Source organism: Nocardiopsis sp. FIRDI 009 (assembly GCF_003386285.1).
Lineage (GTDB): Bacteria > Actinomycetota > Actinomycetes > Streptosporangiales > Streptosporangiaceae > Nocardiopsis.
Genome location: NZ_QPNC01000018.1, coordinates 48,500 through 71,525, shown reverse-complemented (window position 1 = coordinate 71,525; position 23,026 = coordinate 48,500). Strand labels below are relative to the sequence as shown.

Genomic DNA, 23,026 nt, shown 5'->3' with positions numbered 1-23,026 from the left:
TGCGGGGCACCGCGCCTCCCGGTCAGTTCTTACGGGCCACACCGCCGTACTCGGCCACCGGGCGCAGCTCACCCACCTCGGTCTCCCCCGCGCGCCACAGGGAGCAGGAGACCACACCCGGCTCCAGCAGCTCCAGACCCTCGAAGAGCGCCCGGACCCCCGCCGCCGACCGCACCGTCAACTTCGGCGTCCCCTTCTCGTTCCACGCCGCGGCGACCTCGTGGGCGCGCTCGTGGTCGATGTCGTCGACGGGGTGGGAGATCACCAGGAAACTGCCCGGCGCCAGAGCGGCCAACAGACGGTCCAGGATGGAACGGACCTCGGCGTCGTCGTCGACGAAGTTGATCACGCCGAGCAGCATCAGACCCACCGGCTTGGACAGGTCCAGCGTGCGGGAGGCCGCGGCCAGGATGGCCTCGGGGTCGCGCAGGTCGGCGTCCACGTAGTCGGTGACGCCCTCGTCGGTCCCGGTCAGCAGCGCGCGGGCGTGCGCGAGCACCAGTGGATCGTTGTCCACGTACACCACCCGCGACTCCGGCGCCACCGACTGGGCGACCTCGTGGGTGTTGTTGTGGGTGGGCAGCCCGGTCCCGATGTCCAGGAACTGCCGCACCCCCTCCTCCGCCGCCAGGTAGGTCACCGCGCGGACGAGGAACCCGCGGTCGGCTACCGCGTTGTCCACGATCTCGGGGAAGAACGAGCGGATCTGCTCACCCATCTCCCGGTCCACCGGGTAGTTGTCCTTCCCGCCCAGCCAGTAGTTCCAGATGCGGGCGTTGTGGGGGATGGAGGTGTCGATCTTGGGGGCGTTGGCGGACACGGTCCTGCTTTCTGTGGTCGATCGTCCGCACCGCCGGCACCCGGCGGCGCCTGACCAGTAAACGGTCTCGCCCCCACGAGGGCAAGGGCCACGGGGCCGATAACGTCTCGCCCGCGCCGGTGCGAACGCGCTACCGTGCGCACGCCCCGGTTCCCGACAGGTCCGCCAAGGAGCCCCGTGAAGCACTCCACCCCCGAGTTCGCCCGCATCGCCGAACGCGGCACCCTCCTGCGCTGCGAGGTCGGCTCCACCGTCCACGGCCTCGCCGTCGACGGCGCCAGCGACCGCGACGAGATGGGGATCTGCGTGGAACCGCCCGAGTACGTCATCGGCCTGCGGACCTTCGAGCAGTACATGTACCGCAGCCGACCCGAACACGTCCGCTCCACGGCCGACGACCTCGAACTGACCGTGTACTCCCTGCGGAAGTGGACCCGCCTGGCCCTGGAGGGCAACCCCACCGTGCTGCTGCCGCTCTTCACCCCCGAGACGGAGTTCGTCGTCCTCACCGACCTCGGCCGCGAGCTGCGCGCCCACCGCCGCCGCCTGCTCTCCCGCCGGGCGGGCCACCGCTTCCTCGGCTACCTGCGCGCCCAACGCGAACGCCTGGAGGGCACCCGCGGCGGTCGGCACACCAACCGCCCCGAACTGGTGGCCGTGCACGGCTTCGACACCAAGTACGCCTGCCACATGGTCCGGCTCGGCATCCAGGGCGTGGAACTCATGGAGACCGGCGACCTCACCCTGCCCGTCCCCGAACCCGACCGCGCCTGGCTGCGCGCCCTGCGCCGGGGCGAACACACCCGGCGGGATGCCCTGGAGCGCGCCCGCGACCTGGAGGAGCGGCTCACCGCCCTGTGCCGGACCTCCGACCTGCCCGCCGAACCGGACACCGACTGGGCGAACCGGTGGCTGGTCGCGGCCTATCAGCGGACCTGGTCCTCCTGGTCGGGCGGCGCCTCGTCCACGCCCAGCAGCGAGGGCACGTCCGCGAACGACCCCGCCACGTGATCGGGCATCCCCTCGATCCGGTCCAGCACCCCCTCCTCGAACTTGCCCGTACGCACCAGGACACCGGTGATCCCCAGCCGCTGGGCGGCCAGCACGTCACTGACCACGTCGTCGCCCACCATCACCGCCTCCTTCGCCGGCACCCCCAACCGCTCCAGCGCCGCCGTGAAGAACGCCTCCGCGGGCTTGCCCACCACCTCGGCCGTCACCCCGGCGGCGCGCTCCAACGCCACGACGAAGGCGCCGGCGTCCAACCGCATCCCCTCCGCCGTCCGCCAGTACATGTTCCGGTGCATCGCCACCAGGCGCGCACCCGAGCGCAGGTCGTTGAAGGCCGCGTCCATCGTCGCGTAGTCGAACTCCGGCCCCGCCCCTCCGGTGACCACGATGTCGGGATCCTCCTCGACCAGGTCCACCCCGGCCAGGTCGGCGCGGATGTCCCCGCTGTTGACCAGGCGGCACCGGGCCCCCGGATGGTGCCCCGCCAGGTAGGCGGCCAACGCGGTGGGCGCGGTCAGCACGTCCTCCTCGGACACGTCGAACCCCGCCCCGCGCAGCGTCTCGGCGATCGAGGCGCGCGTACGGGAGGTGGTGTTGGTCAGCAACACCGTGCGCGTCCCCGCCCGCCGCAACCGGTCCAGCGCCGCCGCCGCACCCGGGACCGGCCGCCACGACACGGTCAGGACGCCGTCGATGTCGATGAGGACTCCGCGTGTGCCCATGTCCTCATCGGACCACGGACGGCCGCGCGCCCACCAGCCCCCACACCGACCTGTGGACAACCCGCCGACCCGCCCGTCCGCGGCGGCGACCCGGCGCACGCCCCGCCACGAGCCGAGATAGGGTTGCGCGGCGAAGAGGTACGCGCCGCACCCGTTCTCGTGCGGCACCGGCGCGTCGGGCGCCGACGCGTGTAGGCACGGTGCCCGGAAACGACGAACGTAAGGACACACCATGGTCGGAACCGTCGCGCTCGTGCTCATGATCGTGAGCCTGTCGATGATGATCATCGCTGGCCTGCTCGCCACGATCGTCCGGACCCGCTGAACCCGGCGCGGGTGCGCCCCACCGGGTCGCACCCGCCCCCGGTCCGGCCGTCCCCGGCGCGCCCCGTCGGGGGACCGGCCGGAAAAACCGGTGGCGCCGTCCCGGGGGTCCCCTGCTAGGCTCCGGGGCCGACACAGCGTGTAGCTCAGTCAGCAGAGCACCCGGCTCGGGACCGGGAGGGCGCGGGGGCGGAGCCCGCCACGCTGGCCGTACAGCGCGTAGCTCAGGCAGCAGAGCACCCGACTCCCGGGAGGACGCGGGGGCAGCACCCGCCGCGCTGGCATGAACCCCAACCACACCCCCAAGGCGGTCGGCCGGGACTACCCCTCCGGACGGCTGGCCGCGGCCCTGACCACCGCGTTCCACCACCAGGACCCCGACGTCCGCGCGTCGGCCCGCGCCCGTGCCGAGGCGTGGACCCGCGTCGTCGAGGGCATGGGCGACGGGACCCTGACCATCGGCTCCCGCACCCCGGTCCGCGGCCTCCCCGCCTGGGTCACCCCCGAGGTCGCGCACGGCGGGTTCGCCACCGGAGCCGCCGCCGCGGGCGGCCCCCTGCGCCCCCACGAGGAGGAGCTGGCCGCCCGCCACGGCCTGCCCGCCGATCGCCGGGCCGTCCACGCCCACCTGCTGACCGAGGAGGGGCTGGCCGAACTCACCGCCCTGCTCGACAGCGGCGAGTACGCACTCGACCTGCCCGAACAGGGCGCGATGCTCACCGTCGCCTGGTTGCTGCGCGCCAAGGACACCGACGCCGCGCTGCGGATCCTGGCCGCGATCGAGCCGTTCACCGACCGGCTGTGCTTCACCCCCCGCCCCGCGCCCCGGCAGGACACGCCCGCGGGCACGGTCTTCCGCGACACCGTCGACGACGTCCGCCGCCCGCTCGGGGAGCGCGCGGGCAGGACCGGTACCCGGGCCAGGGCCCAACAGGAGGCCCTGGCGGTGTGGAACCCGTTCGCCGACCGGGTGCTGGCGCACTGGCTGGAGACCGTGGCCGACGGGCGCGTGGACACCCGGCGGCCGGGAGGCTGGACCGGACGCGGCCGTACCCTGCTGGAGGAGTACGCCCGCCTGGCCGCCGAACACACCCTGTGCGCCAAGCACCGCAAGCCGAAGGAGAATCTCGCCATCCTGCTCACCGCCCTGCGGGAGGCGGTGGAGGGGAGCGGTCCCTCCCCGCGCGGCCGCGGCCTGCTCCAACACGCCGTCGACTCCATGATCCGCAAACGCGGCCTCCCGGGATCGGACCGGCACACGGCGCTGCGCCGCGAACAGGCCGAGCACGCGGCCCGGCCCACGCACGACGTCCTGTCCCGGGTGCTGCTGGACCGGCTCGCTCCCCTGCCGAGCGGTTCGGGGATCACCGACACCGACGCGGTCCTGCGCCCCACGACCAGAGCGGAGGGTGTCCCGGGCACCTGGCCGATCCCCGCGCCGCTCCGGGCGATCGTCCTGCGGGCCAGCGTCGGCACCCCTGACGAACTGGTCGAACGGGGGGTCATCCCGTCGGCGGAGGTGTTGGCCTCCGTGATCCCCGCCCTGACGGCCGAGGCCGAGACGGCCGCCGTCGCCGACCCCGCGCTCTCCCGGCTCCTGCGCGCCCACCACCGGGCCTTCCGCAACCGGCGTTCGCTCCTGCTGCTCAACCTGCAGCACCAGGTGCGCGAGCACGAACTGCCCTGGATCCGGGCGACCGACGGGCACCGGAGGCGCGGGAACGCCCGGGCGGCGGCGGTCCGGGACCTGCTGCCCCGGCTCGGCGCGACCCTGCTGACCCACTTCCCGGGCACCCTCGTGCCGAACCCGATGGTCAGCGCGCTCAACGGCCTGGCCCGAGGGGTCGAGGGCGCCCCGCCCTTCCTGGAGGAGTTGGCCGCCGACATCTTCATGGGCAGGTTCTCCCCCAAGTTCCCGCTCGTGGCCGCGCTGGCCGCCGAGCTGACGGAGGGGAGCCCCTACGCCCGCTACTACGCCATCGACGGCGCCGAGGTGCTGGTCGCGGCGGAGGAGGAGCGCGCCACCACGCGACGGTCGTCGACGCCGTTCGCGGACCTGTGCCGCAGGCGTGCCGGGAACGCCCGGTCCGGGGTGGCGGGCAACGGCATGGTGATCGAGCAGGCGCAGATCCTCACCACCCACAACCTGGCCGCCCTGGTGAGCGTCGGCGCCCGGCCGCGCCACGGCTGGGCGGAGGCCGCCAGGCGGGCCTACACGGTGGCCGAGGCCGGCGTGGCGCGCCTGCCGCGCGTGGCCCTGCCGCTGGGGCACGTGAGGAACGCGGCGTTCGCGTGGCGGCAGTGCCTGTTCTTCCTGTCCCTGTGCCCCGAGAAGGAGCGGTGGGAGGTCCTCGGGTGGATGGAGGAGCGCCTGGACCGGGTGCCGCGCACAGCCCGCGAACGGCTGACCCCCGTGCTGGGCGGGCTCCGCCAGGTGTTGGAGTACGGCACGCTGGTGGAGCGGGAGCCGGAGTCGGCGCGCCGTTTCCTGGGCTGGTCCTGTGGCGGCCACTGGATGCTCGGCCAGCGCCGCTGAGCGGGGTCCACGGCGAGCGCGCGGGTGGACCGGTGTGGGGACCAACCGTCCACCCGCCCCACACCGGCACTCGCGTGATTCCGCGCGTGACCACCCTACGGATCCGGGGCTGGGTGTGTGGATGGTTCGGGGAAAGGGCCGGGAGGGAACGTAACGTCACCTTTACGTCGTAGATTCACAAAGGCGGAGGAGTCGGCGGCACGGACCGGACACGCTCCCCAGGACCTGCGTGGGAACCACCCGGACGAGCTGAGGAGGGTCCGGGAGCTGGCCAGGCTCGTCCGGACCGAGCTCAGGGCCCAGCGTGCGCGCCTCGACGACCCGCGGTACGGCGAGCACGAGTGGGAGCTGCCCGACCGGCTCCCCCACCCGGTCGACCACCCCCTGAGCGGTCTGGTCGCCCGAGAGCTGGGGTGGGAGGTCACCACCGACGGCGTCGCCTGGGGCGCCGGCGCCCTCGCGTCCGTCTCCCGCGCCGGATCGGGCGGGCCTGACGGGCGCACCCGTTCCGATCCCCGTCCGTCCCGGTCCGGGACGACCCGGGCCGCGTGGCACGGTGGGACGCGGGACCGTGTCCCGGTGTGCCTGCGGCCCGGTCGACCACGGTCCGTTCGGGTTCGCAGGAGATGGTCGAGGCTCGTTGGCGTGGCTGGGTCGGGCTCCATCCCTCGGTGGTGTACGCGGGTACCGCCCAGCCCCACCGGTCCGGAGAGCCCGGCCAGAATGCACCGCCGCCGCCCTCCGGGACAACCGCCCACACCCCCTGAGCCACCCCCTCCCCCACCGGAACACACGCCCCGCGCACCGGACCAGCCCGGGCACACACACGCCCCGACCACCGACGATGCCCCGTCCACGGCGCCGTTGTCCCGGGCCCGGAGGGTCGTTAGGGTGAGCACATGTCGATTTGGTCACGCGGCGACCGCACGGGCAGGGTCGAGGAAGCGCTCCTGATGTTGCAGGGGCAGAGGATCATCGACGGTCTGGAGATCCTCCGCGGCGAGGCCAAGCCCTACCGGGTGCGCGTTCCCGCCGGAATCGTGCACATGGACGAGGACGAGGCGTCCATGTTCGCGCTCGGCGCGGTGGTGGGCACCTTCGGCGGTGTCGCCCGTCAGGAGGTCTGAGCTCGGAGACCTCATCACCGACAAGGCGCGGCCGGGTCGGGGCGCCGGTGGTGTCCGTGAACCCGGCGCACTCCTCACGCGAGTGCGCGGAGTGGTCCCGCGCCCACCGGCGCGACCGGATCTTCCGGGCCCGTTTCACCTGCCGGTCGTGCGGCGTCGCCCGCGCACGCCGACCGAAACGCTTTTCGCGCTGTCGCCTGCCGGGGATGGTCGTGTGGGAAGCGGGGCGGACGGCACACGTCCCACCGGGGTCCCGGGACACCGGTCAGACGCGGTGAGCGTTCCCGGCATCCGGTCAGGCGTTCGACCGCGCGCTCGGCCCCTCACGACACCCGGCCCATCGTGCGCAGCACGGCGTCCAGGAGTAGGTCCCGGACGACCTGACGGTGCTCGGCGGTGTGCTCCACGGTCAGTTCGCCGTTGAACGTGGACAGGCACATCCCCACGACCATCTCCGCGAGCGGGCGCGCGGGCCGCCCGTCGTCGGGCAGCTCCTCCACGAAGCGGGCGACCTCGATCGCCTCGCGCACCGCCTCGACCCACGGTTCGACGCGCTCACGCCACCAGTCCCGCTGCGGACCCGGTTCCGCGCCCAGCCCCGAGGCCGCCGCCAGTAGCGCGCCCGACTCCAGCCACAGACCCACCCAGGAGTCGATCAGGCGGCCCATGTAGCCGTCGACGGTCTCCCTCCGGCCGAAGGTGAGGTCCACCTGGGAGGCGAAGGCGGCCAACCGCACGTCGACGGCGGCCTGGAGCACCTGGTTCTTGTGGTTGTAGTACCGGTAGACGGTCGAGCGGTCGATGTCGACGCCCTCGGTGATCTCCTTGTAGGTGATCTGGCTGAAGGGCTTGGTGCCGAGGAGCGCGACCAGGCTGTTCTGCAACTGGAGCATGCGCCGCGCCGCCCGCAGACTGCCGCTCGTCCCCGGGCCGGACTCCGCCGGTACCGCCATGCCCGATCCCCGTTCCGCCATCGTCCCCACTGTCCTCATCCACCGGCACCGGGCCGCCACGACCTGCGCGGCCCCGCCTGGAGCGTACCGCCACGGGCGGACACCGCGCCCGGACCGGGCCCGGGCGCCCTCCTCCCCCACGCTCCGGAGCGGAAGGGCACGACGCGGTCACCGACCGGTCGGCGGGCGAACCGCGAACGCGCGCGGCACGTCGAAACCCCGGGCGCGCACCGCCGTCGACCGCCCAACGGAGGGGACAGGATGGAGTTCATCGACTACGCGCAGAACCGGAGGATCCAGGAGCTCAGGGATGACCTGGAGAGCGCGCACGCCTCCATCGCGCACCAGCGCCGAGCACGCCCGCGCCCTCGGCGGGAACCTGGCCGCCGACCTGCTCGCCCACCTCCCCGTGCCGACGGCCGAGGTCACGCGCGGCCATCGCGCCCTGTGGATGCTGACCGCCGACGGAGTCTTCGGCGCCGACGCCCGCGAGCACCTGCCGCTGTCGACCGTGCGCCACTGGTCCCGGGAGGGGGTGGCGGTCCCGGCCTCCGCCGCGCTGCGCGCTCCGGGCATGCGCGAGGACGGTGGGGGCGCCCGAAGCGGTCCCGCCGTTCGCGCGCCCCGCACGAGCTGACCGGCCGGTTGGCCGAGGCCACCGCACCGGCCCCCGACACGTCCTCGGTCCCGGTGGGCGGCACACGCGTGGCGCTGACCGGTGACGGCGCCGACGCCGCCGATCTGGCGAGGGCCGAGCGGCGGATCGACGACCGCCACCAGCCACAGAACAACGGCCGTCTCCTGTTGTGGGGCGGTCTGGTGGTGGCCGGTCTCTTCGTCGTCCTCGGGGTGATGACCATGTCCCCGGTGACGTGGTTCCTGGCCCTGCTCGGGCTGATCGCCGCCCTGGTCGGCAACCTCGGGGAGGGCAGGGAGCGGTCCTCCGCGGCGGAGGAGTCGGCCGAGTCCGTCCGGCTGCACGCCGACCGGATGCGCGAACTGCTGACCCCCTGAGCCGACGGTTCAGGCGGGTCCGGCGACCAGGACGCGCATCTCCAGCGGCAGGTCGAGGATCCGCCCGACGGTCAGACCGGATCCGCGCAGCAGCTCCTCGTACTGGCGCTCGGTGCGTTCGGCTCCGGTGGTCATGACCATCATGTGCACGTCGAAGACCAGGGACAGCCAGGGGTCGTCCCCGTCCGGGAGCACCCGCTCGACCACCAGGACCCGACCGTGCGGGGGCATGGCCTCCCGGCAGTTCCGCAGGATCAGTCCGGCGTCCGCGTCCGACCAGTTGTGCAGGACTCGGCTGAGCACGTAGACGTCGGCGCCCTCGGGCACGGAGGTCAGGAAGTCCCCCTCGACCAGGTCGCAGCGGCCGGCGGCCACGTGGTCGGCCAGGCGTTTCCGGGCCGTCGCCAGGGCAGTGGGGCGCTCCAGGAGCACGCCGCGCGTGTCGGGGGCGCTGTCGAGTACGGCGTGGAGCAGCTCCCCGCTGCCGCCGCCGACGTCGACGACCGTGCGCGCGTCACCGAAGTCGTACACCGAGGGCAGGTCGCGGACGAAGCGGGCCCCGGCCGCCATGCCCGCCGCGTACAGCTCCGCGTCGTCGGGGCGGCCCTCCAGGAGGGTGAACACGTCGGTGCCGTGGGCGAGGTCGACCCCGGTCCGGCCCGTGCGGACGGTCTCGGGCAGCCGTTCCCACGCGTCGGCGAACAGGTCGCTGTCGTAGAGCAGGGCGAGGTCGCGCAGGCCGGAGGGGTGGCCGTCGCGCAGCCGCTCGCCCGTGGCGGTGAGCGCGTACCCCTCCGCGTCCCGGCGCACAACCCCCACGGCCGAGAGCAGGCGCAGCAGGCGGCCGAGCCGCTCCGGCTCCAGGTCGAGCACCGCCGCGAGGTCGGACGCGGTCACGGGGTCGCCGTCCATGCGGTCGACGACCCCGAGCCGCACGGCGGTGGCCACGGACCTGGCGACCCAGGGTCCGGTCATGAGTCGGATCAGCTCTCGGGACGCGGTCTCGTCGTCGTTCACCGGGCGGCCTCTCGTCGTGTCGTCGGGGGTCGGGGGTCGGGGGTCACGGGCAGCGTCGGCAGGGTCCAGGATGCCACCCCGCGGCGGGATCGTCCCCGTCACCTCGCTCCGTGCTTCCGGGCGCCGTGTCGGGGGCGGCCCGCGGGCGGGGTCGGGCGGTCAGGCCGGAGGCCCGGACGGTGATGTTGAGCCGTCCCTCCAAGCCCAGCTCGGGCGGCGCGGTGCCGGGGCGGGTACGCGGGACGCCGTGGTAGGCCATCCGGGACGGGCCGCCGAACACGAACAGGTCGCCGCTGGCCAGTTCGACGTCGGTGTGGGGCCTGGCGCGCGTCCGGGTGTTGCCGAAACGGAACACGCAGGTGTCGCCGAGGCTGAGGGAGACGACGGGGGCGTCGGAGTGTTCGTCGCGGTCCTGGTGCATGCCCATGCGCGCGTCGGCGTCGTAGAAGTTGACCAGGGCGACGTCGTAGGGGTCGGCGTCCGGCGGGGGCGGCGCGCCGAGGGCGTCGGCCACGGCCCGCCGGGCGAGTGTGCCCAGCAGGTCGGGGAAGGGCGGCACGGGGGTGCCGTCGGGCAGCGTACGGGAGTAGCGGTAGGGCTCCCAGTACCAGCCCAGGCTGAGCATACGCACGCTCATGACCCCGCCGCGCGGCATGGCGTGCCGCACCATCCCGGCGCGCGCCCAGCGGCGGCAGTGCCGGACGAGTTCGGCCTGGCGCGCCGGGGGCAGCCACCCGGGCAGGTGGACCGCCCCCGGTGCGACGGTCACCGGCGGGGCGGGGAACAGGGGATCGTCCATGTGTGGTTCCTCCCCGCGTCGTCGCCCCGCCACCCGTCGCGGTCAGCGGCGGAGCAGGTCGCGTACGTTGACCACGAGCAGGACCACGACGACCACGGCCATCGGGACGGCGATGGCGATCCGCCAGTCGGCGATGAAGGCGGCCACCACGCCCACGATGACGCCGACCAGCACCGCGAGGATGGCCAGCCCGGTGAGGAACGAGAGGAACTTGCGCCGGGCGATGGAGTCGACGGCGGCGAAGGCCACCACCACGCCGAGCATCGCGTACAGGGTGGTCTGCCCGTTGAGGAGGAACAGCGTCAGGCCGAGGGAGATCAGCAGCAGCGGGGTGCTCAGGGCCACCCACAGGTGCAGGAAGCGGGCGGTGCGCTGCTCGCCCGAGGAGTAGGGCAGGTGCGGGGCCTTGAGGTGGTCCGTCGGTCCGGGCACGAGCGGGGTGTCGTCGGCCAGGGCGCGCAGGTGGGTCTCGCGCTCGTCGGCGGTCAGGACGCGCTCCTCGTAGACCTCGGCGAGCTCCCGCTCCAGGGTCTCGATGCGTTCGGCGTACTCGCGGGCGAGCGGGCGCGATCTGGCCCTGCGGTGCAGGACCATGCGCGCCGCGTCGAGCTGGCGCAGGCGGTCGCGGCGGGCGACGATGTCGGCGTCCAGTTCGCGCAGCCGACCGTCGAGCGCGTCGAGGTGGGTGCGCAGTTCGGCGCGGGCGGCGGTCTCGGTGGGGGCGACCTTGTGCAGGCCCACCCAGGAGAGCGGGTCGGCCCAGGAGCGGCGGATGGTGCCGTCGCGCTCGTAGCGGGGGCCGCTGGGGGCCCGCTCGCCGTCGAAGAAGTCGCCGGTGTCGCGTCCCCACAGGCCGCGGAAGCCCCGGACCCAGGGGGTGTCGTCGTCGATGAGGACGGGTTCCCACTCACGGTCGCCGCCGGGTCCCAGGCGCATGCCGTCGCCCCGGGCGTAGTCGACGAAGGGGACGCCGATGCCGTGCCGGTTGATCGCGCTGTCGGCGCGGAAGAGGAGGCGGGTGATCCTCCGGTAGGCGCGGACGGCGCCGCGCAGGACGGCCGGGTCCACCTGGATGAGGTAGTCGCCGGGCAGCATCTGGTGGGAGTGCGATCCGGCGCCGACGTAGACCACCGGGTGGTCTCCGACCCGGTGCAGGTCGGGGTCGTCCCAGCTGCGGCGCAGGTCGTCGCCGTGGTACTCGTGTGAGGACGCGCCCACCCACATGGGGCGGTGGGTGCCGTCGCCGTTCTCGGCGAGGTAGACGGTGACGCGCTCCCAGTCGGCCTCGTGGTCGTTGACGCCGCCGTAGATCGTCCGCCAGTCGTTCATCGCGTAGAAGAACCAGTACTGGAGGATGACGTAGCCGCCCTCGCGGGTGACGCGCCCGTAGTAGGTGGCGCCGCCGTCGTCGACGCGTTCGCGGTAGCGGGTCACGGCCGCGAAGGTCACCCCGCCGGGGACGGCGCCCCGGATGAGCAGGGAGAACTTCATCAGGATGTCGAGGATGCGCCCGAGCACCCCGACGGCGGCCAGGCGGCCGCTCTTGGGGATGACGGTGCGGGCGATGCCGCGGAAGCGGCGGGCCTCCTCGCGGATCGACTCCTCCTGGACGAACCGCAGGTGCTTGTGGCGGTCCGGCCACTCGCGCTCGGCCTGTCCGAGGCGTTCCAGGGTCAGTTCCCCCGCCGGGACGAGGACGCGCTCGCGCCCGCCGGGCTCCTCGACCCAGAGGCTGCAGTTGCGCACGTAGTTGTCCACGCGGGTGGGGAAGAACAGCTCCCCCTTGGTGCACACGAGCACCGGTTCGTGGGCACGCAGGAGTTGGAGATCAGATGTCGCGGCCATGATTCGCACCAAGCTAGTGCATCACCACGTCGTTCCGTGCGTCGGAGCCGTCGGTGCGGGAGTGACGCGGGTCCGGTTCCGGAGGCGGCGCCGAGCGCCCCGACCCGTCGCCCCGGGCGGCGCCCACGCCCGCGGCCACCACCAGGGCCATACCCGCGATCTGGACCGCGGCGGGCGCTTGGCCGATGACGACCAGACCCATGACCAGGCTGACCGCGGGTTCGAGGCTGGCGAAGGTGCTGTAGGCGGTGCGGCTCATGCGCTGGAGGGCCACCATCTCCAGCAGGAACGGCACCAGGGGGAACAGGAGCGCGATGCCCAGGGTGAGCAGGATGAGGTCGAGGTCGGGCGCGGCGATCGCGGCGGGGGCGCCCAGCGGCGCGGTGACCAGGGCCGAGACGGTCATCGCCAGCGCCAGGCCGTGGACGGCGCCGAAGCCCGCGCCGACCCGCTGGGTGAGCACGATGTAGGCGGCCACGCAGGCCGCGCCCGCCAGGGCCAGCCCGACGCCGAGCACGTCCAGGTCGCTCTGCCAGGGACGGGTCAGGCACACCACGCCGATCCCGGCGGCGAGGATCCACACCAGTTCGCGGCGGCGCCGCATCGCCGCCACGGCGACCACGAGGGCGCCGAGGAACTCGATGGAGGTCGCGGTGCCGAGTTCGATGCGGGCCGTGGCCTCGGAGTAGAACAGCATCATCCCCGCGCTCGCTGTGCCCAGGATCACCACGGAGCCGCGTTCGCGCCACGTCGCATCGCGCACGGCCCGCCACAGGGAGCGACCGCTGAGCAGGAGCAGGAGCAGCGCGGCCCAGGTGAGCCGGAGCCAGGTGACGGTGGCGGGGGACGCCTGGTCGAAGGCGGTGACGGCCAGGGCGCTGCCGGTGTGGAGGGTGAACATGCCGATGAGCAGCATCAGCGGCGCCGGCACCCGGACGTCGGCACGGCGGAGCGAGGAGATGGATGAGGGGATCACCCGACCATTGGATCGACATCTTCCGTTGCTGTCCACGAACCCGTGGTTGATGGATCATGTAGTTTTGGTGGATGGATTTCACCCGGCTGCGTCTGCTGGTCGAACTGGAGCGTCTGGGCACCATGGTCGCTGTGTCCGAGGTCACGGGCATGAGCACGTCCGCCGTCTCCAAACACCTCGCGGTCCTGGAGCGGGAGGCGGGTGTACCGCTCCTGGCCCAGGACGGGCGCCGGGTGCGGCTGACCCCGGCCGGGCGGAGGCTGGCCGAGCACGCCGTGGGCATCCTGGCGCGCGTGGAGGCGGCCAGGGCCGAGTTCGAGGGCGAGGGCGAGCCGGTGGGCCGCGTCCACCTGGTGATGTACACGAGCGCGGCGCCGTTGGTCCTGCCCGCGCTGCGTCGGCTGCGGGACGAGCATCCCGGGATCGACATCCATCTGACCGAGTACGAGTCGGAGCAGGCGTTGGCGCTCCTCCAGGACGGGCAGGCCGACCTGGGGGTCGTGTACCAGTACAGCCTCCTGCCCCGGGAATTTCCGGGAACACTGACGGTTCGGCCGATCGGCACGGAGGGGCTCCTGCTGTCACAGCCCTCGGACCGGGGGGACAGTCGGACGCTGACCCGGCGGCGGCTGCGCGAGTTCGCCGGGGCGTCGTGGTTCGCCAGTCCGTACCGGGGCGACGAGGAGGCCCTGGTGCAGCGGATGTGCGCCGACGCGGGGTTCACCCCCCGGATCGCGCACCGGATCGAGAACCTGGAGCTGTGTGAGGAGCTCGTCGCCTCGGGGGTGGCGGTGGGGGTGATGTCGCGGCTGTCGGTGTCGACCCGGCGCGGTGTGACCCACGCTCCCCTCGGGGAGCTGGGCGGGGTGCGCCGGATCTTCCTGGCCGGGCGTACCGGGGGGTGGGCCTGGCGGCCGATCCGGGTGGTCGCGCGCTATCTGCACGAGGCCGCCCGCGACGTCCTCGACGAGGTCCCTCCCCCGCCGGAGGCGTGACCGTCCGGGCGGGCCGCAGCGCGGCGGAGGCCCGAGGCCGGCACGCCCGGACCTAGCCCGCGACGGCGAACGGCCCCACCGAGGGCACCGGCACCTTGCTGGCGGCCTCGCGGACGGCGGTGAGCAGGGGTTCGGGGTTGGCCCCGGCCCGGGACAGGGCGATGACGTGGCGCCGGGCGGTCTCGCGTACCCCGCGCACGACGATGTGCGGGGTGCTCAGGCCGGTCCACGCCAGGCGCGGCATGAGCGTGACGCCCAGTCCGGCCTGGACCATGCCGAACACGGCGCCGAAGTCGTCGACGGTGTGCACCACGCGGGGCTGGAAGCCCACCCGGTTGCAGGCGGCGGCCACGCACGAGTACCAGGCGCTGCCGGGCGCGGACATGATCCAGTCCTGGTCGGCGAGGTCCTCGGCCAGGTGGAGGCTGGTGCGGGTGGCCAGCGGGTGCTGGTAGGGCAGGATCGCGTCGAACAGCTCGACCATGACGGGATCGGTGCGGAACTCGGGGTCGCCGGTGGAGGGCAGGTCCTCCGAGGACATGGTGAGCGCGATGTCGAGGCGGCCGGAGCGGACCATGTCGGTGCACTCCTCCGGTTCGGCCTGCACGACCTCGAAGGACCAACCCGGGTGGCTGACCCGCAGCCGGGCCAGGGCGGGGGCGATGAGGTCGCTGATGCCGGTGGCGAAGGAGCCGACCCGCACGACGCCGCGGTCTCCGGCGACGTACTCGGCCAGGTCGGAGGTGGCGCGCTCCATCTCCGCGAAGATAGCGGGGGCGCGTTCCAGGAGGACCCGCGCGGCGCCGGTGAGCAGGAAACGACGGCCCGAGCGTTCGACGAGGGGAACCCCGGCCTCCCGGGCCAGGGCGGCGAGCTGTTGGGAGACCGCCGACGGTGTGACGTTGAGCGCCTCCGCCGTGGCCGCCACCGTGCGGTGGCGGTCGAGGGCCTGGAGGAGCTGCAACCGCCGAACGTCGATCATGTCTCCCAATTTATGGCAGAAAGATCATGTTTCGCCGGTGTTTCAGGCGTCTTGACTGACTTCGACGCGTGATTCGCTGCACACCGTCCAGAGGACCCCCAGCGGCCAGCCGAATGATCGATCAAAGAAATTCCCCAATTCTTCTCCTAGAGTGATCTCATGACTGTCTTTCCTCGTGTCGAACATGTCCCGGTCGATACCGGCACGTACAGTCAGACGCACAGTTCAACCACGGGGGCGCGCATCGCGCCCCCAGGGGATCAGCACCCAATGCTGGCGGAACGGGTGGAAAGAACATGCAAAATTCGCTGATGACCAAACCGCGACCTTCCGACGTCGGCGTTCTCAGCTTCCGCTACCTGGGCGCCCACGAGGTGGACGAGCTCGTGGACCTGTGGGGCGCCCTCCACCAGCAGCACACGGTGACCGCTCCGCACCTTTCGGACATCATCAGCGCCGTGAGCCTGGAGGAGTCGTGGCGCCGCCGCCGGGCCCAGTACGTCTCCTGGCTCGCCGACCCCGACACCCTGGCGATCCTCGCCGAGAGCGGCGACGACCCGGCCGGGTACGCGATGGTGACCATCCGCGAGAACGCCCAGGGCAGCTGGGACCGGGGGGACCGGGTCGCGGTCGTGCAGACCTTCGCCATCGACCCCGAGTACTCCGACAGCGGCGTCGGCTCCAAGCTCCTGGAGGAGATGCGCCGTCAGCTCTCCGCGATGGGCGTGCGCGACATCGAGTTCTCCGCGCTGGCGACCAGCTCCGAGGACATCCGCTTCCTGGAGCAGGAGGGCTTCCGGCCCTTCGTGACCACGATGGTCTGCCGCGTCGACGGTTTCGGCGCGCACGACTGAAGCCGTCCGCGCCGCCTCCCGCCCCCGTACGGTCCCCCGGTACGGGGGCGGTTCGCGTTCCCGGGCCCGACACACCCCGGCGAGGACGGGGCCGAACCGCTACCCTCACCCCGTGGCCACCTCCGACTCCAACACCTGCAACTTCCCCGGCTGTGACCGCCCCGTGCCCCGGGGCTCCTCGCCCGGCCGCCCACCCGAGTACTGCGACCTGCCCGAGCACACCCGCTGGCGGGCCTGGCGCGAGCGCCAGCGACTGGCGCAGGAGGCCGAACGGCGTGAGGAGGAGACCGCGGCCGCCGCCACGGGGGAGGCCCGGCCCGCCACAGGACCCGCCGAGCCCGTGACCGCCGCCCGGTTGCGCGCCGACGACCTGCTCACCCGGTTCGCCGTGCAGAGCGAGCAGATGGCCGAGACCCTGCGCGCGGCCGCCGAGTCCTTCGCGACGATGACCGACCCCGCCGCCGCCGAGGCCCAGGTGGAGGCGGCCCGTCTGGCGGGCGCCCGCCGCGCGGCCGAGGCGGACGGCGCCCGTCTGGAGGCGGAGAACCGGCGCCGGGAGGCCGAGGCGGCCCGGCGTGTGGCCGAGGAGGCGGCCGCCTCGGCGGTCGCCGCGACCCACGCCGCCGAGCGGATCGCCGAGGAGGCGGTCGAACGCAGGAACGCGGCGGAGGCCGAGCGCGACGAGCTGCGCGTCCTGGCCCGGCGGGCGCAGGCCGAACGCGACGCCGCCGCCACCGAGGCCAACGCCGGGCTCGCCGCCGCGGAACGCCGGATCGCCGAGGCCGACGCGCGCGCCCGGCGGGAGGTGGAACGGGTCCGGGACGAACTGGAGCACGCCCGCGCCGAGGCCGCCCGCCGCCTCCAGCACGCCCGGGCCGAGGCCGAACAGCTCAGGGCCGAGACCGCCGAGTACGCCCGCCTGCGCGACGAGGCCGCCCTGGCCGCGGAACGCGCCTCGGCGCGCGCCGAGGCCGCCGAGGCCCGGGCCCGGGAGACCGCCGACATCCTGACCGCCGAACGCGCCCGCTTCGACACCGAGCTGGAGCGCGCCCACGAACGCCGGGAGGCCGACCGGGCCGCCGCCGACGCCGAACGCGCCCGGCTGAACGCGGAACTGGAGCGCGCCGACGCCGAACGGTCGCGTCTGGCCGCGGAGCTGGAGACCCAGCGCCGCAACGCCGAGATCACCCTCGACGAGTCGCGCACGGCGGCCGCCGCCCGCCTGGCCGTGGCGGAGGAGGCTCGGGAGCGCGCCGAGGAACGCGCCCGCCGCGCGGAGGAGCGGGCCGAGACCGCCGAGGCCGCGCTCCGTGAGGCGGGGGGCGCGGATCGGGCGCTGTCCACCACGGACAGCGGGGCGGCCGACACCCGCCAGTAGTCACAAATATCCCGTTTGTCCCGCTCTAGGATGGAACTCGTGCGAGATCTGGGAACGACCGGCGACACCGGCCCGATGCACCTGGGCGGGTCACCCGGTCAGGGGCCGGAGCGTGCCCGCGTGGCGGAGCGGCCGCGGCCCAGGGTCGATCTCAGAGCGCTCTTCGGTCTGGAGGCGGGGACGTGGGCCTGGACCACCGCCGTGCAGGCGGCGGTCGCCATGTCCGCCTCCTTCGGACTGGCCGCGTGGCTGTTCGGCCCGCAGGTCGGCACCCTGGCCGCCCTGGGCTCCATGACGGTGCTCTACGAGAAGAAGACCCCCTACGTCTACCGGTCGGCCGCGCTGGCCCTGGTCGGTCTGGGGTTCGTCGCCAGCGTGACCCTCGGTTCGCTGGCCTCGGCGGTGTCGGTGTGGGCGTCGGTCGTCGCGATCGGGTTCGTCGCCGGAGCCGCCACCTGGGTGTGCGCGGCCTGGCGGGTGGACAAGCCCGGCGCCCTGTTCTTCGTGCTGGTCTGCGCCATCTCCACGATCGCCCCCGGCGGTCTGGCCGACATCCCCCTGCACGCGGGCGTGGCCGCCCTGGGCGCGGCCGTGGGCTGGGCGGTGTCGATGTCGGGCGCCCCCGTCCTGGCCCGGCACCCCGAGTACCGGGCGGTCTCGGAGGCCTACCGGCAGCTGTCCGCGCTCCTGCGGGCGGTGGGCACCGCCGAACTCGACCACGCCCAGCACAAGGCGTCGGTGGCGGTCGCCGAGTCCTGGCGGATCGTCCTGTTGGCGCAGACCCGCGGTTACCGCTCCACCCCGGAGGCGGCCCGGCTGCGCTCGCTGCTGCGCTGGGTCTCCGACATCCACCTGGCCGCCACGCAGGTGTCCATGGCACGGACCACCCCCCTGCCGGAGAGCGCGGCCGCCTTCGCCGACCGACTGGTCCCCGCCGTCGCCGAACCCGACCGGGCGCCCGACCCCGCCGACCTCGACGACCTGCGGCGCGGTATGCGCCCGCGCTCCCTGGAGTCCCGGCTGTACGGCCTGCTGGCCAGGGCGGCGCAGGCGGCCCACCGCTCCGGCCACGACGAGGAGGACGAGCACGCCCGCGAGCTGGACGACCAGCGCTACCCGGCGCTGTGGGGGGCGCTGCGGTCCAGCCTGAGCGCGGAGTCGCTGGTCCGGCCGACCGCGCTGCGCATGTGGATCACCGTGACCCTGGGCGGGGCGTTCGGGCTGTGGCTCGGACTGGACCACTACTACTGGGTGGCGATCACCGCGACCGCCGTCCTCCAGGGCGGCAACGTCGTCCTGACCGTCAACCGGTCGCTCCAGCGGTCGCTGGGCACCCTGATCGGTGTGGTGATCGGGGCGTTCGTGCTCTCCCTCGACCTGCCGCTGCCCGTGGTCGTGGTCCTGGCCGGGACCTTCCAGGGCCTGACGCAGCTGGTCGTGGGCCGCAACTTCTTCTACGCCTCGGTGCTGCTCACCCCGATGGCGCTGCTGCTGTCCCACACGGCCTCACCGCACCCGATCACGGCGCTGGCCGAGTCCCGCATCATCGACACCCTGGTCGGCTCGCTGTTCGGGCTGGCCGGGGCGCTCCTGCTGTGGCGCAGCGCGTCGGCCACCCGGTTGCCGCAGGCGATCATCGGGGTCCTGGACAACGCCCGCCAGTGCGTGGTCGCGGTCCTGGACCAGGACGTGCGCCTCGGCCCGGAGCGCCGCTACCAGCTGCGGCGCGACCTGCGGGCGACCCTGGTCAACCTGCGCGGGGTCTACGAGAGCGCCATCGGCGACGTGCCCCGGGCGGCCGCCACCCGGCCGCTGTGGCCGGTCGTGGTGGCCACCCAGCGCACCGGGTACCTGGCGCTGTCCGCCCTGGCCCTGGAGAACCCCGCCCCGGTGGGCGTCATCACGCTCCAGCGGGTGGACCTGGCCTTCAAGGAACTGGTGGCGTCGATGGAGGAGCGGCGCACACCGCGTCTGGGCGCGCTGCCGAGGCTGCCCGCCTATCCGAGGATCAACATGGAGCTGCGGGCGCTGTCCAACGCGATGACCAACGCGGTCGCCCAGGACGAGCGCGCGGCCCAGCAGGAGGCCGAGCGGCGCGCCCAGCGGGAGAAGCGGCGCGCCCAGCGGGACGTGGACGCCGACCTGTGAGGTCGGCGCCCCGGAGGCGTCAGTCCAGGAGGGCGAAGGCGCGTACGGGGAAGGCGGCCATGCCGCGCACCTTGGCGGGCACGGCGTAGAAGGCGAACCCCTCCCGCGGCAGCTGGTCGAGCAGGCACAGGTGCGAGACGACCGGGATACCGGCCGCCAGCAGGACGGCGAGCGCGGGACGGGCGCCCTCGGCGACGGGGGAGGTGTCGTCCACCCCGATCCCGTCGATCCCGACCAGCCTGGCGCCGCCGTCGACGAGGACCTTGGCCGCGTCCTCGGTCAGGTGGGGGTGGTCGGGGCCGCCGTAGGCCCGGGTACGCCAGTGGCGGTCCCACCCGGTGCGCACGAGCACGGCGCGGCCGCGCACGTCGACGCCGGAGAGGGCCTCGGGGCCGATGGCGCGCGCGCCCGTGGCGGTGACCACCACACCGGGCAGGTCGGCGACCCGGTCCAGGTCGAGGTCGGCCAGGTCGGCTCCGTCCTGGTAGCGGTGGGAGGGCATCTCCACGTACGTGCCGGTGGCGCCGACCATGCTGACCCGTCCGCTGCTGGCCTCGTGACCGGGCCCGGACCCGCCGGACGCGGTCCCCTCCTCCACCACCGGTTCGGGCAGCCCCGGACAGGTGGTCATTCCGTCGGTGATCTGGTGGCTGACGTCGACCAGTTTCGGCATGGCTGTCTCCCTCGCTTCGCACGCGCGGCCGGAACGACCCCCGTACCCTCGCCAGAGGTCTAGACCAAGAGCCTAGCGCGTGTGGCCCACGTCACGGCAGTAGGAGAAAGCGGAAAAACCGGCTGGCCCGGGGCACACCGTGCACGCGCGAACCCCGATACTCTCGGAGGCAACACGGCGGTGGACCGTGGCGCCAGGGTGTGTCTCGCGGATGCCGCGCGTGTGTGGAGCGTGCCCCGCGGCACCCCTCCCCGCACCACCCGGCAACCATGAAGAAGGGGCGACCTCATCGTGTCACTGTACGGAGCCGCCAAGGTCGTCATCGCACCCGCGACACGCCTGGTGTGGCCGCAACGCGTGGAGGGCGTCCACCACATCCCGGCGCGGGGACCGGTGATCCTGGCCGCCAACCATCTCGCGCTCATCGACCCCCTCTTCGTCGGTGTGGCCTGTCCCCGCCCCGTGCGCTTCATCGCCAAGCAGGAACTCTTCGACGAGGGAACGCTGCCCAGGCGGGCCTTCACGCGCGCGCTGCGCGCCATCGGCCAGCTGTCGGTGGACCGCCGCCCCGGGCAGAGCGCCCAGGAGGCCATGGAGAACAGCCTCGACGTGCTGCGGAGCGGCGAGGTGTTCGGGATCTTCCCCGAGGGGACGCGCTCGCCCGACGGGCGCCTGTACCGGGGGCAGACCGGCCTGGCCTGGCTCGCGCTGACCACGGGGGCGCCCGTGGTGCCGGTGGCGCTGGCGGGGACCGAGCGGATCCTGCCCGGTGGCAGGCGGATCCCGTCCTTCAACCGCGTGGGGGTGCGCTTCGGGGAGCCGGTGGACCTGTCGCCGTGGGAGGGCCAGGCCCACCGGGCCAAGGCGCGCCGGTCGGCCACGGACGCCATCATGGCCGCGATCGCCAAGCTGTCCGGCCAGGAGCAGGTGCCCCGGTTCGCCGCCTCGGTCAAGGCCGAACTGGCGCAGGGGAGCTGACCTCCACCTTCCGGCCCGGCCGCACCCGGCTCCGGACCGTGACTTTCCCCACACCCGACGGCGGGCTGATCCGTCCTTGACCGGGCGTTGACCCCCGGTGAGACACCTGGCCGGGGCACGCCGCAGGGACCTCCGTACCGCTTCCCACCTGGGGTGTCGCGCGGGCGGCCCCACCCGGGGCCCCGGCGCCCCCCTCGGGCCGCGGGGGGAATTGCCTACCATTATAGTAGGGTTTCCCGGTGCCACCACCGGATAGATTAGGCAAGCCTAACCAATGGCGTCCGACCTTGGCGCGAAGACTTGGAGCTGTGCGATGACGCGACCACTGCGAGTGGGAATCGTGGGTGCGGGTCCCGCGGGCATTTACGCCGCGGACCTGCTCACCAAGGACGAGACCCTGTCCGCGTGCGGCACGTCCGTCAGCATCGACATCCTCGACAAGCTGCCCTCCCCCTACGGCCTGGTCCGCTACGGCGTCGCCCCGGACCACCCCCGGATCAAGCAGATCCAGGGAGCGCTGCACAAGATCCTGGACAAGCCCGAGATCACCTTCTACGGCAACGTCGAGTACGGTGTCGACCTCAAACTCGAGGACCTGCGCCACCACTACGACGCCGTCATCTTCGCCACCGGCAGCGACCGGGACCGCCCCCTGGACATCCCCGGCGTCGACCTGCCCGGGAGCCACGGAGCCGCGGACTTCGTCTTCTGGTACGACTCCCACCCCGACGTCTCCCCCTCCTGGCACGTCGAGGGCACCAGCGTCGCCGTGATCGGCGCGGGCAACGTCGCCGTCGACGTCGCCCGGATCCTCGCCAAGAGCGCCGACGACCTCCTCGACACCGACATCACCGACAACGTCTACGAGGGTCTGCGCGCCAAGCAGATCACCGACGTCCACGTCTTCGCCCGCCGCGGCATCGCCCAGTGCAAGGCGACGCCGATGGAGCTGCGCGAGCTGGACAAGCAGCCCGGGGTCGAGGTCATCGTCTACCCCGAGGACTTCGACATGGACGAGGGCAGCCTCCGGGCCTGCGAGGAGTCCAACCAGGTCAAGACCAACGTCAAGGTCCTCCAGAACTGGGCGATCCGCGACCCCAAGGGCGCCGAGCGCCGTCTGCACCTGCACTTCCTGCACCGCCCGGTCGAGATCACCGGTGAGGACCGTGTCACCGGCCTGCGCACCGAGCGCATGGAACTCACCGGCGACGGCAACGTCAGGGGCACCGGCGAGTTCGTCGACCACGAGGTCCAGGCTGTCTACCGGGCCATCGGCTACCTGGGGTCCCCCCTGGCCGGCCTGCCCTTCGACGAGGAGCGCGGCGTGGTCCCCAACGCCGAGGGCCGGGTCCTGGACCTGGACGAACAGCCCATCGAGGGCGTGTACGCCACGGGATGGATCAAGCGCGGCCCCGTGGGCCTGATCGGCCACACCAAGGGCGACGCCCTGGAGACGGTCACCAACCTGGTGGCCGACCGCGAGTCCCTCACCCCCGCCGCCGAGCCCGACCCGACCGCCTTCCGCGCCCTGCTGGAGGAGCGCGGCGTGCGCTACACCACCTGGGAGGGGTGGCAGCGGATCGAGGCCCGCGAGGAGGAGCTGGGCGCCGAACGCGGCCGCAAGCGCCTGAAGCTGCGCTCCCGGGAGGAACAGACCAACATCGCGCGCCAGGAGTAGTTCAGTCCTGCGCGTGAGTTTCCCGGCCGGTCCCGCGCCCCTCTGCGGGACCGGCCCTTCCTTGTTCCCACTACCGGCCGGTAGTCACCGTGAGATCGCTCATGCCGTCCGAGCCGGTGTCCCGGAACAACGAGCCGGTCTCATGGGTTAGAGTCACTGTTGGTCGGTGTGGTAGCAAGTGTCCCCCGGGCCTCAA

At 73.3% G+C, this 23,026-nt stretch carries 19 protein-coding genes, 1 tRNA gene and 1 pseudogene; 12 read left to right on the top strand and 9 right to left on the bottom strand.

Features of this window, described 5'->3' with window-relative positions:
- Positions 1-22 precede the first annotated feature (22 nt).
- Positions 23-820: an SAM-dependent methyltransferase gene (locus DVR05_RS15590; RefSeq protein WP_116246618.1), complete on the bottom strand. Its 798-nt coding sequence runs from the start codon at positions 818-820 to the stop codon at positions 23-25.
- A gap of 177 nt (positions 821-997) precedes the next feature.
- Here DVR05_RS15590 and DVR05_RS15585 point away from each other — a divergent pair, with 177 nt between their 5' ends.
- Positions 998-1,831: a DNA polymerase beta superfamily protein gene (locus tag DVR05_RS15585; RefSeq protein ID WP_116246617.1), complete on the top strand. Its 834-nt coding sequence runs from the start codon at positions 998-1,000 to the stop codon at positions 1,829-1,831.
- On the opposite strand, the gene DVR05_RS15580 is transcribed toward DVR05_RS15585, so the two are convergent.
- Positions 1,747-2,553 (bottom strand): TIGR01458 family HAD-type hydrolase, encoded by an 807-nt coding sequence (locus tag DVR05_RS15580; protein WP_116246616.1) that lies wholly within the window; start codon positions 2,551-2,553, stop codon positions 1,747-1,749. The two genes, DVR05_RS15585 and DVR05_RS15580, sit on opposite strands and share 85 nt — an antisense overlap.
- Positions 2,554-3,012: 459 nt before the next feature.
- Here DVR05_RS15580 and DVR05_RS15575 point away from each other — a divergent pair.
- From DVR05_RS15575 to DVR05_RS15565, 3 genes are all read left to right on the top strand, one after another.
- A tRNA-Pro gene (locus DVR05_RS15575) sits at positions 3,013-3,085 on the top strand.
- A 75-nt stretch (positions 3,086-3,160) separates the two neighbouring features.
- The gene (locus DVR05_RS15570; protein WP_116246615.1) at positions 3,161-5,413 is read left to right on the top strand and encodes a transcriptional regulator; all 2,253 of its coding nucleotides are present in this window, start codon (positions 3,161-3,163) and stop codon (positions 5,411-5,413) included.
- Positions 5,414-6,312: 899 nt separating this feature from the next.
- A complete protein-coding gene (locus DVR05_RS15565; protein ID WP_116246614.1) occupies positions 6,313-6,540 on the top strand; it encodes a hypothetical protein in 228 nt (75 codons plus the stop codon).
- Positions 6,541-6,863: 323 nt separating this feature from the next.
- Here DVR05_RS15565 and DVR05_RS15560 read toward each other — a convergent pair whose 3' ends face one another.
- Positions 6,864-7,433 carry a TetR/AcrR family transcriptional regulator gene (locus DVR05_RS15560; protein ID WP_116246725.1) on the bottom strand — a complete coding sequence of 190 codons (570 nt, stop codon included), beginning with the start codon at positions 7,431-7,433 and terminating at the stop codon, positions 6,864-6,866.
- 370 nt (positions 7,434-7,803) lie between these two features.
- Between DVR05_RS15560 and DVR05_RS15555 the strand changes: the two genes are divergently transcribed.
- Together DVR05_RS15555 and DVR05_RS15550 are read left to right on the top strand one after the other, a co-directional pair.
- Positions 7,804-8,130, top strand: coding sequence for a hypothetical protein (locus DVR05_RS15555; RefSeq protein WP_116246613.1), 327 nt, complete (start codon positions 7,804-7,806; stop codon positions 8,128-8,130).
- Between the two features lie 8 nt (positions 8,131-8,138).
- Positions 8,139-8,507: a hypothetical protein gene (locus tag DVR05_RS15550; RefSeq protein ID WP_116246612.1), complete on the top strand. Its 369-nt coding sequence runs from the start codon at positions 8,139-8,141 to the stop codon at positions 8,505-8,507.
- Positions 8,508-8,516: 9 nt separating this feature from the next.
- Here the strand turns inward: DVR05_RS15550 and DVR05_RS15545 are convergent, their stop codons facing one another.
- The 4 genes and pseudogenes from DVR05_RS15545 to DVR05_RS15530 form a co-directional block, all read right to left on the bottom strand.
- On the bottom strand, positions 8,517-9,524 hold the full coding sequence (locus DVR05_RS15545) for a methyltransferase (RefSeq protein ID WP_116246611.1): 1,008 nt from the start codon (positions 9,522-9,524) through the stop codon (positions 8,517-8,519).
- Positions 9,525-9,684: 160 nt separating this feature from the next.
- Positions 9,685-10,323 (bottom strand): annotated as a pseudogene (locus tag DVR05_RS15540) (alpha-ketoglutarate-dependent dioxygenase AlkB family protein); the annotation flags it as partial.
- Positions 10,324-10,365: 42 nt separating this feature from the next.
- Complete coding sequence (locus tag DVR05_RS15535; RefSeq protein WP_116246610.1) at positions 10,366-12,168, bottom strand: hypothetical protein; 1,803 nt, start codon at positions 12,166-12,168, stop codon at positions 10,366-10,368.
- A 13-nt stretch (positions 12,169-12,181) separates the two neighbouring features.
- A complete protein-coding gene (locus DVR05_RS15530) occupies positions 12,182-13,144 on the bottom strand; it encodes a DMT family transporter (RefSeq protein WP_116246609.1) in 963 nt (320 codons plus the stop codon).
- 71 nt (positions 13,145-13,215) lie between these two features.
- Between DVR05_RS15530 and DVR05_RS15525 the strand changes: the two genes are divergently transcribed.
- Positions 13,216-14,139, top strand: coding sequence for a LysR family transcriptional regulator (locus tag DVR05_RS15525; RefSeq protein ID WP_116246608.1), 924 nt, complete (start codon positions 13,216-13,218; stop codon positions 14,137-14,139).
- 52 nt (positions 14,140-14,191) lie between these two features.
- On the opposite strand, the gene DVR05_RS15520 is transcribed toward DVR05_RS15525, so the two are convergent.
- The gene (locus DVR05_RS15520; RefSeq protein WP_116246607.1) at positions 14,192-15,121 is read right to left on the bottom strand and encodes a LysR family transcriptional regulator; all 930 of its coding nucleotides are present in this window, start codon (positions 15,119-15,121) and stop codon (positions 14,192-14,194) included.
- 311 nt (positions 15,122-15,432) lie between these two features.
- Between DVR05_RS15520 and DVR05_RS15515 the strand changes: the two genes are divergently transcribed.
- The 3 genes from DVR05_RS15515 (at position 15,433) to DVR05_RS15505 (ending at position 19,501) form a co-directional block, all read left to right on the top strand.
- A complete protein-coding gene (locus DVR05_RS15515) occupies positions 15,433-15,975 on the top strand; it encodes a GNAT family N-acetyltransferase (protein WP_116246606.1) in 543 nt (180 codons plus the stop codon).
- Positions 15,976-16,087: 112 nt separating this feature from the next.
- Complete coding sequence (locus DVR05_RS15510) at positions 16,088-17,353, top strand: hypothetical protein (RefSeq protein WP_116246605.1); 1,266 nt, start codon at positions 16,088-16,090, stop codon at positions 17,351-17,353.
- Positions 17,354-17,428: 75 nt separating this feature from the next.
- Positions 17,429-19,501: an FUSC family protein gene (locus tag DVR05_RS15505; protein ID WP_198659214.1), complete on the top strand. Its 2,073-nt coding sequence runs from the start codon at positions 17,429-17,431 to the stop codon at positions 19,499-19,501.
- A 19-nt stretch (positions 19,502-19,520) separates the two neighbouring features.
- Here the strand turns inward: DVR05_RS15505 and DVR05_RS15500 are convergent, their stop codons facing one another.
- A complete protein-coding gene (locus tag DVR05_RS15500) occupies positions 19,521-20,174 on the bottom strand; it encodes a cyclase family protein (protein WP_116246603.1) in 654 nt (217 codons plus the stop codon).
- 291 nt (positions 20,175-20,465) lie between these two features.
- Here DVR05_RS15500 and DVR05_RS15495 point away from each other — a divergent pair, with 291 nt between their 5' ends.
- Both DVR05_RS15495 and DVR05_RS15490 read left to right on the top strand, forming a co-directional pair.
- Positions 20,466-21,152 carry a 1-acyl-sn-glycerol-3-phosphate acyltransferase gene (locus DVR05_RS15495; RefSeq protein ID WP_116246602.1) on the top strand — a complete coding sequence of 229 codons (687 nt, stop codon included), beginning with the start codon at positions 20,466-20,468 and terminating at the stop codon, positions 21,150-21,152.
- 331 nt (positions 21,153-21,483) lie between these two features.
- On the top strand, positions 21,484-22,830 hold the full coding sequence (locus DVR05_RS15490) for an FAD-dependent oxidoreductase (protein ID WP_116246601.1): 1,347 nt from the start codon (positions 21,484-21,486) through the stop codon (positions 22,828-22,830).
- Positions 22,831-23,026 lie beyond the last annotated feature (196 nt).